13 protein-coding genes are annotated in these 12,993 nt (G+C 60.8%); 5 read left to right on the forward strand and 8 right to left on the reverse strand.

What is annotated here, in order from left to right; all coding sequences use genetic code 11:
* Positions 1-293: 293 nt before the first annotated feature.
* From QD208_RS06110 to cadR, 7 genes are all read right to left on the reverse strand, one after another.
* Positions 294-1,703, reverse strand: a complete 1,410-nt coding sequence (locus tag QD208_RS06110) for an NAD(P)/FAD-dependent oxidoreductase (protein WP_279836218.1) — start codon at positions 1,701-1,703, stop codon at positions 294-296.
* Between the two features lie 175 nt (positions 1,704-1,878).
* Positions 1,879-2,469, reverse strand: coding sequence for a PAS domain-containing protein (locus QD208_RS06115; RefSeq protein WP_279836220.1), 591 nt, complete (start codon positions 2,467-2,469; stop codon positions 1,879-1,881).
* Positions 2,432-2,752, reverse strand: a complete 321-nt coding sequence (locus QD208_RS06120) for a hypothetical protein (protein WP_279836223.1) — start codon at positions 2,750-2,752, stop codon at positions 2,432-2,434. Before QD208_RS06120 ends, QD208_RS06115 begins: the two co-directional genes overlap by 38 nt.
* Positions 2,749-3,429, reverse strand: a complete 681-nt coding sequence (locus QD208_RS17665) for a LuxR C-terminal-related transcriptional regulator (protein WP_347881992.1) — start codon at positions 3,427-3,429, stop codon at positions 2,749-2,751. Before QD208_RS17665 ends, QD208_RS06120 begins: the two co-directional genes overlap by 4 nt.
* Positions 3,429-3,713, reverse strand: coding sequence for a response regulator transcription factor (locus tag QD208_RS06130; RefSeq protein ID WP_279836225.1), 285 nt, complete (start codon positions 3,711-3,713; stop codon positions 3,429-3,431). The genes QD208_RS17665 and QD208_RS06130 overlap by 1 nt, the downstream gene beginning before the upstream one ends.
* Entirely contained in the window at positions 3,710-4,111 is a 402-nt protein-coding gene (locus QD208_RS06135; protein WP_279836227.1) for an ATP-binding protein, read from the reverse strand. The genes QD208_RS06130 and QD208_RS06135 overlap by 4 nt, the downstream gene beginning before the upstream one ends.
* Before the next feature lie 93 nt (positions 4,112-4,204).
* Entirely contained in the window at positions 4,205-4,612 is a 408-nt protein-coding gene (cadR, locus tag QD208_RS06140) for a Cd(II)/Pb(II)-responsive transcriptional regulator (protein ID WP_007148576.1), read from the reverse strand.
* Between the two features lie 95 nt (positions 4,613-4,707).
* Between cadR and QD208_RS06145 the strand changes: the two genes are divergently transcribed.
* From QD208_RS06145 to QD208_RS06155, 3 genes are read left to right on the forward strand one after another with little or no spacing between them, the layout of a single operon-like run.
* Positions 4,708-5,604 (forward strand): cation transporter, encoded by an 897-nt coding sequence (locus QD208_RS06145; protein WP_004364974.1) that lies wholly within the window; start codon positions 4,708-4,710, stop codon positions 5,602-5,604.
* A gap of 3 nt (positions 5,605-5,607) precedes the next feature.
* Entirely contained in the window at positions 5,608-6,120 is a 513-nt protein-coding gene (lspA, locus tag QD208_RS06150; protein ID WP_003821921.1) for a signal peptidase II, read from the forward strand.
* A 21-nt stretch (positions 6,121-6,141) separates the two neighbouring features.
* Complete coding sequence (locus QD208_RS06155; RefSeq protein ID WP_004574636.1) at positions 6,142-7,431, forward strand: ISL3-like element ISPpu12 family transposase; 1,290 nt, start codon at positions 6,142-6,144, stop codon at positions 7,429-7,431.
* Between the two features lie 42 nt (positions 7,432-7,473).
* On the opposite strand, the gene QD208_RS06160 is transcribed toward QD208_RS06155, so the two are convergent.
* A complete protein-coding gene (locus QD208_RS06160) occupies positions 7,474-8,406 on the reverse strand; it encodes a histidine kinase (protein ID WP_052384365.1) in 933 nt (310 codons plus the stop codon).
* 266 nt (positions 8,407-8,672) lie between these two features.
* On the opposite strand from QD208_RS06160, the gene QD208_RS06165 reads away from it, so the two are divergent.
* Positions 8,673-11,114, forward strand: coding sequence for an aminomethyltransferase family protein (locus tag QD208_RS06165; RefSeq protein ID WP_279836229.1), 2,442 nt, complete (start codon positions 8,673-8,675; stop codon positions 11,112-11,114).
* Positions 11,115-11,466: 352 nt separating this feature from the next.
* Entirely contained in the window at positions 11,467-12,825 is a 1,359-nt protein-coding gene (locus tag QD208_RS06170; RefSeq protein ID WP_279836232.1) for an ammonium transporter, read from the forward strand.
* Positions 12,826-12,993 lie beyond the last annotated feature (168 nt).

The raw sequence follows: 12,993 nt of genomic DNA on the forward strand, positions 1-12,993 counted from the left end.
TCACGCTCTCCCTAAAGATAGGTCAGAACGTGTCAACTATATTCAGGACGGGACAGTGTCGAGAAATACGGCGTTTCATTACCTGTGAGAGACCTGCGTTTCATCAATATCCAACAACCAATACCAGTCTATATGAGTTTTTGTTGATGTTTTGATGCAGGAAAAGGCGGAGGGAGCCCCTCCGCCTGTTGTCCCTCCACCTGCTGCCTGGCAAGTCGTTGGCGCAGCCTTGTTTGGCCAGAGCTCCTTTGAACAAGAGCCCCTTTGAACACGAGCCCTGGTGACCAGGAGCGTCAGGAGGCCAGCGGCGTGGTCGTCGCCTGAATGTCTGATTCCGCATCGGATGGTGTCGCGGCCTCGGCCGGCTGGGCCAGATAGGCTTCCAGCGAGTCATCCATCGCCTCCAGCCACGGCGTGTGATACCTGGGCGCCAGAGTGCCGGTCATCAAGGAGCGATAGCCGTGATCGCGGAAGGTCATGATGTTCTCGTGCTTGTGATGCTCCCATTCCAGGAAGGTACGATTCACGCCATCGATATCGAAGCTCGGGTAGTCGGTCTCCTCGATCAGCGATTTCACGTAATCGCCCTGGAAGAGAATCATGTCCTCATCACTTTCCAGCGTTTCCTTGCGGGCCCGCCACGCCAGACTGTCTGCACGCATCGCGTCCAATGACGGCAGGGGCAGGGTGCCGAGAATCGCATCACGCACCCACCAGGCCTGGGCATCGAACATGTTGAAGGTGTACCACTGGTCCTGCATGCCGAGATAGAACAGGCGCGGATTCTCTTCCCACGCCACCCCCTTGTAGAGCCCCCGCGGCCACATGCGGTTCTGGGTCTTGAGGCGCAGCGACTCCTCGAGGAACGGGAAGTGGTGCAGATAGCCGGTGCACAGGATGATGGCATCGACGCGCTTGTGTCTGCCGTCACTGAAATAGGCGGTATCGCGATCGACCTTCACCAGCAGCGGCTTCTCTTCCCAGTTGTCCGGCCATTTGAAGCCCATCGGGGCGGTGCGATAGCTGGTGGTGATGCTGCGCGCACCATACTTGTAGCACTGCGAGCCGATGTCCTCGGCGGAATAGCTGCTGCCGAGCAACAGCAGGTCCTTGCCCTTGAATTCCAGTGCATCACGGAAGTCATGGGCATGCAGAATGCGGCCATTGAAGCTCGAGAAACCGGGGAATTCCGGCACATTAGGCGTCGAGAAATGCCCGGAGGCCACGATGACGTGATCGAATCTTTCGCTGGTCACCAGATCGAGCGCCTGGTCATGCACGCTGACCGTGAATTGCTGGCTGGCATCATCGAAGGTGACCTGGCGCACCGGGCAACCGAAGCGGATGTACTTGCGCACGCCGGCCTTCTCGACGCGACCCTTGATGTAGTCGAACAGCACCGCGCGCGGCGGATAGGAGGCGATAGGGCGCCCGAAATGTTCTTCAAAGGAGTAGTCGGCGAATTCGAGACATTCCTTGGGGCCATTCGACCACAGGTAGCGATACATGCTGCCGTGGACCGGCTCGCCGTGGGCATCCAGTCCGGTACGCCAGCTGTAATTCCACAGACCGCCCCAGTCATCCTGCTTTTCGTAACAGACAATCTCGGGAATCTCGATGCCCTTGTCGGCGGCGGATTGAAAGGCACGCAATTGAGCCAGGCCACTGGGTCCTGCACCGATGATCGCGATACGTTGGGTCATGGATACCTTCCTGTTCTTGTTGTGTCTTCATGCGTTATCCGAGGCTTCAGGACGTGGTGACTTCGTGAAACACTGACAACGAAACAGGCTAGCGAGATGTGCTCCGGCTGCACATTGCTCGGAAAGGGTAGCCATAAAGGGGTACATCAGTTCATGTCTCAGTTCATGTCTCATTTCATGCGTCAGTCGATGGCGGTACGCCTGGAATATCCGAGGTGTCGACGGCGAAGATGATGCCCTCCACCGCCAAGGGCGTGCCATCCGGTGAATAGATGCCATGGCCCTTTTCCTGCACCCGGATGACCTCGCCTTTGCGATGGCGAATGCGGTAGGCAAGGGTGAAGGGAGTGCGGGCCTCAAGGGCTGCCTGCACCTGATCCCACACGCGGTCGGCATCTTCGGGATGGATCATCTCGCCGTAGGTGAGGGAGGGATGGTCGAGCAGTTGCTGGGGGCTGAGGCCGGTGATGGCCAGGCAGCCGTCACTGATGTATTCCATCGACCAGTGGCGGTTGTTGCGCGCGCGATAGACCATCGCGGGCAGCCCCTTGATCAGCCGTGTCAGGCTGCGCAGGTTGGCGGCGTCGATCTGCTCCTGCTGCACGCGCTCGCTGATGTCATGCAGGGTGAGCGTGGCGGGCCAGGGCGAGGCCAGCGAGAGCGACTGGCTGCGCACTTCACACCAGCGATAGTGGTGGTCCGCCCCCATGATGCGCAATCGCCAGCAGTCAGGGCGTTCGCGGCGCGAAACGTGGCGGGCGAGCATGTCCCAGCGCGATTGATCCGCGGGGTGCAGGGCATCGCGCAGGCGCTGCCGTGCCGTGCCCGTCCGCTCGAGTGGCGGGTGGCATGTCTTCCCGTGGGTCGCGCGATTCGTGTCCGCTCAGGGACTGCCAGCCGCGCGAGGCATACAGCAGCGTACTGTCGGCATTCACCACCAGCACGGCATCACTCAGCCCATCGAGAATCGCCTGTGCGCTGAAGGGCGAGGCAGTCGAGGCGGGCGAGGCAATCGAGGCGGAGGCGAACTGTTCGAGAAAGCGCATCATCGCAGGCTCTCCTTTTCGGCCCGGGTCGTATCCTGTTCGGCGCCTGTCGCGTCCTCGGCGAGCGCTCGGCTGGCATCGCTCGCGGGCGTCAGCGGGTGAGCGTAGACCCAGGCGGCCAGCTCCAGTCGCGAATGCAGGTTCAGCTTGCGCAGCAGATTCTTGACGTAGACCTTCACCGTGCTGTCACTGATGCCCAGCTCGCGGGCAATCAGCTTGTTGCTGAGGCCGCGCCCGATCCATTTGAGGGTATCGCGTTCACGCTCGGTCAGGCCTTCGTACCATTCAGGTGCCGTGGGCCAGTCAGGTGCCTTGGGCCAGTCAGCTGCCGTGGGCCAGTCAGGTGTCGTGGGTCGGTCGAGAGCGGCGGCCCCGTCGAGCGTGGGGCCAGCAGGGGGATTCGCCACAGCTGGCAGCGCCTCAGTCTGCTCCTGCTCCTGTTTATGCTGCTGTTTATGTGTCTGTGCTTGCGAGTGTTGTTCGCGCTGGCGGTGGTCCTGCTGCAGACGCCGGGCGAGCAGCAGCAAGGTCTCTTCCTCCAGCCCCAGCTTGCCGTCGATCACGGCCTGCAGGCGCTCGAGAATGCGTTCGGGGTCGGTGTCCTTCATCAGGTAGCCATCCGCCCCTTGCTGGATGGCATCCAACAGGTGGCGGCTGTCATCGGAGGCGGTCAGCAGCACTACCTTGAGAGTGGCATCACGCTGCTGAGATGGCGCATCAGGGTCAGGCCATCGAGCTGCGGCATCTGCCAGTCGACGATCACCAGCTCCGGGGCCAGGGTGGGCAGGGCGTCGAGCAGATCGGTGCCGTCATCGAAGTCGGCCACGACCTCGAACAGGCCACCTTCACTCAAAAGCTCAGCCAGCCCACGCCGAAACAGCGGATGGTCGTCGACGAGCACGACTCGTGTCGGGGGTGTCGAGGGTGTCTGGTGTGTCGAGGGCATCTGGCGAGTCACGGTCATGTGTCGTGGCGCTCCCAGCTCAGTGTCACGCGGGTACCGCCATGGCGGGGTTGGGTGATGGCGAAGTCGGCCCCGAGCTGGCGTGCGCGATCCTGCATGGTGCCCAGCCCGAAATGGGCGGGGGCGACGTCGGCGGGGTCAAAGCCGCAGCCGTTGTCCTCGATGGTCAGCAACACCCGCTCCGCTGGCTGAGGCCCTGAAGATTGATGAGGCCCTGAAGAATGATAGAGCAATTGCAGGCGCAGGTGGGGGGCTCGAGCATGGCGCACGCTGTTGGTCATCGCTTCGCGCACGATGAACATCACCTGCAGGGCCTGGGCATCGGGGAGGTGCAGCGACTGGATGCGGTTGTCGAGCTCGAACACCATGCCTGAGCGTGTCTCGAATTCCTCGATCAAGTTGTCGGGTAAGCGGATTAAATGGTTGATCTTACCTTTGCATGAGAGTGAGACAGACCGGCATCTCATCGGATTATCTGGTTGATGCTTCACCTACTGCTGGTGCATGTTTCCTTCGCTAATTCCAGCAAGAACCCCACACGCCTCAACTTCCCGGTCATCGTTGCAACTCGCTCTCAGTGAAACGAGTTGTTTCTCAAGCGCTTGCAGAGCGGTTATCTGCGACCGCACATGAGAGATGTGATCATCGAGCAAGGTGTTGACGGCGGTACAAGGCTGATGAGGGTCGTCCTGATAGCTCTGTAGTTCGTGAATCTCAGCCAGTGACAGGCCCAGGATTCTGCAGCGACGGATGAAGGCCAGCCCCTCACCATGCTTCTCGGTATAGACACGGTAACCGTTGTCCTGCCGATCAGGCGGCGGCAACAAGCCCTGCTGTTCATAGAAGCGGATCGTCTGTGTTTCGACCCCTACCAACTGCGCCAACTGACCAATGCGCATCAGCCTCCTCCCCAACGGATTCTTTACTCTATTGACCTTATAGTAGCTTTATAGTTTTAAATGGTACCACAACATTGTTCAAGTGGAGTCGTATCATGAGCAAATCCTGTGGTGGCGCCTGTGGCGGTGATGCAACGTCCGCAGCGGATACCGATATACAGGCCTCCTCCGAGGCGCCAGGGAGATGGGTCAGTGTTTATGCCGTGCCGAAGATGGACTGTCCATCAGAAGAACGAATGATTCGCCTAGCCCTGAACGGCTTTGAGGAGATTCGGGCGCTGTCCTTCGACTTGTCGAACCGCCGGCTGAAGGTCGTGCATGATGGCGAGGTCGAGCCCGTCACCTCGAAACTGAAGACCTTGGGGCTAGGCGCCTCGCTTCAGGAAACCGTCGCTGCAAATCCGGAGACCATCAAGGCCGCCGAGTTTTCGGCAGCTTCTGCTAAGCAAGAATCCGGGACCCTGCGCTGGTTGCTCGGCATCAATGCACTTCTGTTCGTGGTGGAAATGACTGCCGGTCTGATCGCCCGGTCCACCGGCCTGATTGGAGAATCCCTGGACAATTTTGCCGATGCGGCGGTGTACGGGCTTGCCCTTTATGCGGTTGGACATAGCGTGAAAATGCAGGTACGTGCCGCGCATCTTGCTGGTGTACTGCAACTGATCTTGGCTGTGGGCGTGCTCGTAGAGGTGGTGAGACGCTTTGTATTCGGTAGTGAGCCTGAATCGCTGGTGATGATGGCTATCGCATTCGTCGCATTGATTGCCAATACCAGTTGTCTGCTGCTCATATCCAAACATCGGGAAGGCGGGGCGCACATGAAGGCAAGCTGGATATTCTCGGCCAACGACGTGGTGATCAACCTGGGGGTCATCACCGCCGGCGCCCTGGTCGCGTGGACCGGTTCCAATTATCCGGATCTGATTATCGGCACCATCGCGGGGGGCATTGTACTTAACGGTGCCAGACGCATTTTGGCGTTGAAGGGTTAAATAATGCTCATTATTGGCAAAAAGCTCTCGCCGTATGCCCTATTGTCCATATCGGGCCTGCTGGCAGCGTCTGATCAGGCTGTAAAGTGGCTGGTGCAGCAATCAATGGCCTATGGCGAGTATGTTTCGGTGACCCCGTTCTTTAACTGGGTGCACCTATGGAACACCGGTGCCGCATTCAGTCTTTTTGCGAATGGTGGAGGCTGGCAGCGCTACTTTTTTATCGGAATCGCGGTAGTGGTCTCGATTTTTCTGATCAAGCTGATCCTTGAAAATCGTCATAAAGGAGAAGCCATCGCTTACAGTCTTATCCTCGGTGGCGCCATGGGCAACCTGATTGACCGGGTCTTTCGCGGCTATGTTGTGGATTCCTTTGATTTCTATTGGCGAGACTGGCATTGGCCGGCCTTCAACCTGGCTGATATTGCAATTGTCCTCGGTGCCTTACTTTTCGTTTCCAGCAGCTTGTTGGGTAAAAAAGCAAACACCAATGCCGAGTCGGATGGATCTGACTGACACCTACGCCTATACAACACCATGACCGAACTTCCCGACAACATTCTTCACCTGCCGCAATACCAAGTACTGGGCTGCAAATCAACCGACGACGAAATGCACTTCCAGGTGGACGTGCCCGATCCCATCGCCTGCGAGGAATGCGGCGTGCAGGGTGAGTTCGTACGGTTCGGCAAGCGTGACGTTCCCTATCGTGATCTGCCCATCCACGGCAAGCGGGTCACTCTCTGGGTGGTCCGCCGCCGATACACCTGCCGGGCCTGCAAGACAACATTCAGGCCCCAGCTACCGGAGATGGTGGACGGATTCCGTATGACACTGCGGCTGCATGAGTACGTGGAGAAGGAATCCTTCAACCACCCCTACACCTTTGTGGCGGCACAGACCGGCCTGGACGAGAAGACGGTGCGCGACATCTTCAACGCCCGCGCCGAGTTCCTGGGGCGCTGGCACCGCTTCGAGACGCCCCGCATCCTGGGCATTGACGAGCTATACCTGAACAAGCGCTACCGCTGCATTCTGACCAACATTGAGGAGCGAACCCTGCTCGACCTGCTGGCCACCCGCCGCCAGGACGTGGTGACCAACTACCTGATGAAGCTGAAAGACCGGCAGAAGGTCGAGATCGTCAGCATGGACATGTGGAACCCCTACCGGGCAGCGGTCAAGGCTGTGCTGCCCCAGGCCCGTATCGTGGTCGATAAGTTCCATGTGGTGCGCATGGCCAACGATGCCCTAGAGAGAGTGCGCAAGGGCCTCAGAAAGGAGCTGAAACCGTCCCAGAGCCGGACTCTCAAGGGAGACCGGAAAATCCTGCTGAAACGCGCTCACGAAGTCTCAGACCGGGAGCGCCTCATCATGGAGACCTGGACAGGCGCGTTCCCGCAACTGCTGGCCGCCTACGAGCACAAGGAGCGCTTCTACGGCATCTGGGACGCCACCACACGGCTCCAGGCAGAAGCCGCCCTGGACGAGTGGATAGCCACCATCCCGAAGGGCCAAAAGGAAGTCTGGAGCGATCTGGTCAGGGCAGTGGGAAACTGGCGCGAAGAGACCATGACCTACTTCGAGACGGACATGCCCGTCACCAACGCTTACACGGAGTCCATCAACCGACTGGCCAAGGACAAGAACCGTGAAGGGCGCGGTTACTCCTTCGAGGTGATGCGGGCACGAATGCTCTACACCACGAAGCACAAGAAGAAGGCACCGACTGCGAAGGTCTCTCCTTTCTACAAGAAAACCATCGGTTACGGACTGCCGGACTTCGCAGAGGAACTCAACTACGGAGTCGATCTATCAACCATCTGAGGGTGGTATCAGATTGATGGGGTGAAGGTGCCCCATCAACCATTAAATCCGTATACCCAAGTTGTCCAGCACACAGGCCAGCGGCGCGTCTCCCCAGGTGGCGTGCGCGCCGTTGATCAGCTCCCGGGTCTGGCGCAAGGCGCGCCGGGACTGGGTATGCACGTCCTCGGCCAGTGCCTGCACTTCCTGTGGCGCATGACGAGCGGCGCGAGTCAGGCGTGCGCTCTGCATCTGCAGATAACTCAATTCCTGGGCGAGGGTGTCGTGCAGTTCCGCCGCCAGATGTCGACGTTCGTTCTTCAGTGCCTGATCCACCGCTGCCTTCCTGTCTTCAGCGTGACGCGCCTGTTGCTGCTGATGCAGTGCCAGGCCACGGCTCAGGGCATCGATGGCGGCGCTCGCGAGCCTCGATTCGAGGGCTTCGGCGGCCGGCTCTCCAAGCCACAACCAGTCATCGCCTGTCGCCTGGCTGTCAGTGGTGTGCGTGAGGGCGATCAATACCCCGTGGGGCTTGCCCGAGACAGCTAGCGGCTGACGGCTGACGTGCGCGTCGTGAGCAATCTGGCTGACGATCTCCAGCAGGGTCTGACGCGTCTTTGCGGGCAGGGCGAGGCCAGTCGGCGCGATCACCTCATGGCGTTGCTGATCGACCCCGCGATGCAGCACGCAGCTCTCGACAGGACGTGAGCAAGCCTGAGTGCCGGCAATCTGCTGGCTGAAGAGGCCCATCCTCTCTCCCTGAAGTTCCCCCCAAAGCTCTCGCAGCAGCTCTCCCAGCAATGATGGCAGCGTCTCCGTGAGGTCAGCGCAGGTGGCGATGCGCAGGGTGATGGCGTCGAGCTTGGGCGTCTCGCGTCTCGCATCGCCGGGGGAGGAGTGCAGTGGGTCGTCGGCTCGGCGTACATCAACCAGGGCGGCCGCCGTTCGTGCAGCAGGCACCTTGCCTTCCTTCCCTGCGCCGAGAATGACTTGCATGCGAGCTCCTCTCTCTACTTCCTGCTTCGGGGTTCTTTCTTCGGGCTTGCGATGTCGCGTCAGCAAGCTTGATGAGCAAGCTTCATGCCAGTGAACGGCTTACCCCTTCATGGGTACCTCTCTTGATGGATTTTCGCGATCTCCACTGTGAGTAAATTTAATTCACCATGAAGAACGTGGTGCGTCGCAGAAGGGGATATGCACCATCCAGGCACATCGGGGAGCTGCTTCACCCCATCACGCGTGCAACGCCGGACCCACTTGCCATGACCACAAGAGGTATCACCACGATGGAGCTTGCAGTCGAGATACCCGCTGCCACGCCGTGCCAGCCGTATCGTTATCGAATACCCGGGCTGGATGCGCTGGCGCTTGAGCTGTCGCCGGGGGACAGCGTGCAGGTGTCATCCGTCGATGGTGCCCAGGCCTGCGAGTGGCTGTTATTGCCGCCAGGGGGCCGGGAGGGAGAGCACGGGGTGGCACAAGCTGGAGGGGCAGAAGTTGCAGAGGCAGAAGCTGGAGAGCTTGCAAACGCAGTCGATGGACTGACACTCGCGCGCTACGCCAGCATCACCTGTCTGGAAGAACATGCCTTTGCCAGCCAGCCACAAGGGGCAGAAGAGGGTAAGGCCGAGCAGGTGCGAAGCCCGTTCACCCAGCAGCGTCTGGCAGCGCTGGGAGTCGCGCAGGTGCCACTGTCGCAGTGGCAGCGCTTGTCAGTGGCCGGGTTGCCGGCCGAGATTCGCTGGCCGCTGGAAGCGCCTGCCGCGCGCCTGATTCTGTTGGCCCCCGGTGATGACATGTCGATCGATGGTGAGCATCTGGCCACCGAGCTTGAGGTCGCGCACTTTCAGAGCGTGCCCGATCAGGAGCAGTTACCCGCCCCCCTGGCGTCGATCAAGCAGGAGCGGCGAGTCGCGGCGGGCACGGTCGAGGTCTATGAGGTCAAGCAGGGCGAGTGGATCCAGATCATCGATGTGGCGGGCCGCCAGTGCTCCGATTTCGTGGCCTTCGATGCCAATGCCTGGGCGCAAGAGGAAGAGCTGGGGCTGGACGCCGGCGCCACGCGCAGCCTGTCCGGCCACTGCATGCCCAACCCGGGGCTCTACTCCGTGTTCTTCGATCAGCACCTGCATCCGATGCTTGAGGTCGTGCAGGACACGGTGGGGCGCCATGACAGCTTCATGCTCGCCTGTTCGCCGCAGTATTACGAACACCACGGCTACTTCGGCCACGATAGCTGCACGATCAACTTCAATAACGCCCTGTCGGCGTCGCATGGCATTCAACAGCGTGCCAGCTGGCCGGCGATCAACTTCTTCTTCAATGCCTATGCAGAGCCCTGCGGCACCCTGGCGGTGGATGAGCCCTGGTCGCGCCCCGGCGACTACGTGCTGCTGCGCGCCGACCGTGACCTCATCTGCGCCTCATCGGCCTGTCCGGATGACATCGACGCCGCCAATGGCTGGGTGCCGACCGATATCCAGGTGCGCATCTACGCCGCTGAACATGATTTCCCCCGTGGGATCGCCTATCGCAATCGGCCCGAGGAATTGCCGCGCATGACACTGCCCACCGCCTTTCATCCCTGCACCTCCGCCTTGACCAAGCAGTTCATCGACTACCACGGCTACTGGCTGGCCACGCATTACGAAGGGTGGGGCGCGCGGGCCGAATATCTGGCCTGCCGCGAGCGGGTCGCGATGATGGATCTCTCGGCGCTGCGCAAGTTCGAGGTCGCCGGTCCCGATGCCGAACGCCTGCTGCAATACGCATTGACCCGCAATGTACGACGGCTCTCCATCGGCGAGGTGGTGTACTCGGCCATGTGTCAGGAAACCGGCGGCATGCTCGATGACGGCACCTTGTTCCGCATGGGCGAACAGACCTTCCGCTGGATCTGCGGTGACCCGGCCAGCGGCCAGTGGCTCAGGGAGCTTGCCCAGCGCCAGGGCTATCGCGTCACGGTGCGTGACTCCACTCATCAGCTGTACAACATCGCGCTGGAGGGCCCGAAGAGCCGCGAGGTGCTGGCACCGCTGATCTGGAATGCGCGTACCCAGCCAGATGTTCAGGGGCTGGGCTGGTTCCGCTTCATGATCGGTCGTCTGTCGGGGCCGGATGGCATTCCGCTGATGGTGTCGCGTACCGGCTATACCGGCGAGCTCGGTTATGAAATCTGGTGTCATCCCAAGGACGCCCCGGCCGTATGGGAGTCGATCTGGGCGGCGGGTGAGCCCCATGGCATCGCGCCGCTGGGACTGGATGCCCTCGACATGCTGAGAATCGAGGCGGGGCTGATCTTCGCCGGTCATGAATTCTGCCCGCAGACCTCCCCCTATGAGGCGGGCATCGGCTTCACCGTGCCGATGAAGAGCAAGGAGGATGATTTCGTCGGGCGGGCAGCGCTGCAACGCGAGGCGCCGGAATCACGGCATCGCGTGATGGGCCTGAAGATGCACAGCAGCGAGTTGGTCAGCCATGGCGATCTCGTCTACCACGGCCGCTATCCGGTGGGCGTGGTCACCAGTGCCACCCAGTCGCCGCTGCTCGATCGCTCCATCGCGATGTGCCGCCTGGCACCGGACTTCGCAAGCCCGGGAACCCAGCTTGAGATCGGCCAGCTGGATGGCCATCAGAAGCGCCTCGCCGCCGAGGTGGTGACATTGCCCTTCCATGACCCGGAGCGCCTCAAGGTGCGTAGCTGATCTCACTGCCAGGAGGGGAAGCATGAGAGGTGTGTCGCGCGCAATGACTTGCGTATATGCAGCGCCCTGCAAGTCATCTCACGGTGCATGCCGTGGCCGGCATGCCTCAATAACGCCCATCCTCCTCGCAGGGAAGGCTTTGCGGGCTTCATATCTGAAGAGGAGTCCTCGGTTTCAAGAATGATGCAGTAAAAACAACGAATTGCTGAGGGTGGCCAATCAGGGTCATCTGGCATGTCGCTTGCTTTATCCAGCAGGTCCCCTTGAAAAACAACAACAACCCCCGGACGGGCAGTGCCGCTTGCACAGTGAAGCGCGCTGATCCACAGGCTCCGGTAAAGGAGAAAAGACGATGGATGAAAAGACGTTGCAAAGCATATTGGATATGCATCAGGCGATGAACATCGAGGTGTTCTACTGGTGGTGTACCGCCATCATGTTCCTGATCCATGCAGGCTTTCTGGCCTATGAGATCGGTGCCTCCCGTTCCAAGAATGCGTTGGCATCCGGCATGAAGAACGTGCTGACGCTGGCCTCGATCATCCCCGCCTTCTACTTCGTGGGCTGGTGGAACTACAACGCCTTCCCCAATGGGCTGATCCCCATCGAGGCGTCCGCCGCTCTGCCGTGGAGCGCGAGCATGCGTCCGGACGCCGATGACATGGGCACCGGCATCTTCTTCGCCGCCTTTGCGCTGTTCGGCGCGACTACCGGCTCCATCCTGTCGGGGGCGGTGATCGAACGCATCCGCCTGGGGGCCTTCCTGATTCTGGCGGTGATTCTCGGTGCCGGTGTCTGGATCATGGCGGGCGCCTGGGGCTGGCATCCGGATGGCTGGATGCTGCACAAGCTGGGCTACCACGATGTCGGCGCCGCCGGTGTGGTGCACGCCGTGGCCGGCTTCTTCGCGCTGGGGGTGCTGCTCAATCTGGGCGCGCGCATCGGCAAGTACAGTGACGATGGCAAGCCGCAGGTGATCGCGCCGCACAACATGCCGATGACCCTGATCGGCCTGATGCTGATCATCGTCGGTTTCTTCGGCTTCCTCGGTGGCTGCATCATCTTCAACACCGGTGACATCGGCTGGACCACCATCTACGGTAATCGCACCAACCTTTCTGCCTTCGCCTTCAATACCCTGATGGGCTTCGGTGGCGGCGTGATCGGTGCCTATCTGTCCTCGCGTGATCCCTTCTGGACCATGTCCGGTGCGCTGGGCGGCATCATCACCGTCGCGGCGGGGCTGGATCTCTACAACCCGGGCCTGGCCTTCGTGCTGGCGGTCACCGGTGGCGCCCTGATGCCGAAGATCGGCGCACTGCTCGAGAAGCGTGGTCTGGATGACTCCGTCGGCGCCTTCGCGGTGCATGGCTTCTGCGGCTTCTACGGCGTGGTACTGGTGGGCATCTTCGCGGCCGGCTTCCCGAATGTCGGCGAAGGCGTGCCGGACGTCTCCTTCACCGGCCAGCTGACCGGCGCGGTGGTGATGGCACTGACGGGCTTCATTCCGGGCTGGGGCGTGGCCTATCTGCTCAAGAAGTTCAACCTGCTGCGCGTGCCGCCGCATGTCGAAGTACTGGGGCTGGACCTGTTCGAAGTCCCGGCCAAGGCCTACCCGGAAAGCCTGTCCTCCGAGACGAGCTCCAGCGTGCCGGCACGTTCCGGTGGGGTGGTCGCGGCGCCGATGGACAAGCGTCCTGACATCAGCTGAGTCCTGGTAGCTGAGCCCTGGTAGCTGAGCCCTGGTAGCTGAGCCCTGGTAGCTGAGCCTCGGCGCACATCCTGAAGGGGCCGGTCTGTCAAGATGATGTCGAGATAAGCGCTGACTGGCCCCGTTATTGCAGTACTGGTAGACCCAACCGATATCCGCTTTCGCAAG

The sequence above is a fragment of the Cobetia sp. 29-18-1 genome, assembly GCF_029846405.1.
Classification (GTDB): domain Bacteria; phylum Pseudomonadota; class Gammaproteobacteria; order Pseudomonadales; family Halomonadaceae; genus Cobetia; species Cobetia amphilecti.

Coding starts and splice junctions, on each gene's coding strand:
- QD208_RS06110 (WP_279836218.1), bottom strand. CDS start 1,703: ATGACCCAACGTATCGCGATCATCGGTGCAGGACCCAGTGGCCTGGCT.
- QD208_RS06115 (WP_279836220.1), bottom strand. CDS start 2,469: ATGCTCGCCCGCCACGTTTCGCGCCGCGAACGCCCTGACTGCTGGCGA.
- QD208_RS06120 (WP_279836223.1), bottom strand. CDS start 2,752: ATGATGCGCTTTCTCGAACAGTTCGCCTCCGCCTCGATTGCCTCGCCC.
- QD208_RS06130 (WP_279836225.1), bottom strand. CDS start 3,713: ATGACCGTGACTCGCCAGATGCCCTCGACACACCAGACACCCTCGACA.
- cadR (WP_007148576.1), bottom strand. CDS start 4,612: ATGCGCATTGGTCAGTTGGCGCAGTTGGTAGGGGTCGAAACACAGACG.
- QD208_RS06145 (WP_004364974.1), top strand. CDS start 4,708: ATGAGCAAATCCTGTGGTGGCGCCTGTGGCGGTGATGCAACGTCCGCA.
- lspA (WP_003821921.1), top strand. CDS start 5,608: ATGCTCATTATTGGCAAAAAGCTCTCGCCGTATGCCCTATTGTCCATA.
- QD208_RS06155 (WP_004574636.1), top strand. CDS start 6,142: ATGACCGAACTTCCCGACAACATTCTTCACCTGCCGCAATACCAAGTA.
- QD208_RS06160 (WP_052384365.1), bottom strand. CDS start 8,406: ATGCAAGTCATTCTCGGCGCAGGGAAGGAAGGCAAGGTGCCTGCTGCA.
- QD208_RS06165 (WP_279836229.1), top strand. CDS start 8,673: ATGACCACAAGAGGTATCACCACGATGGAGCTTGCAGTCGAGATACCC.
- QD208_RS06170 (WP_279836232.1), top strand. CDS start 11,467: ATGGATGAAAAGACGTTGCAAAGCATATTGGATATGCATCAGGCGATG.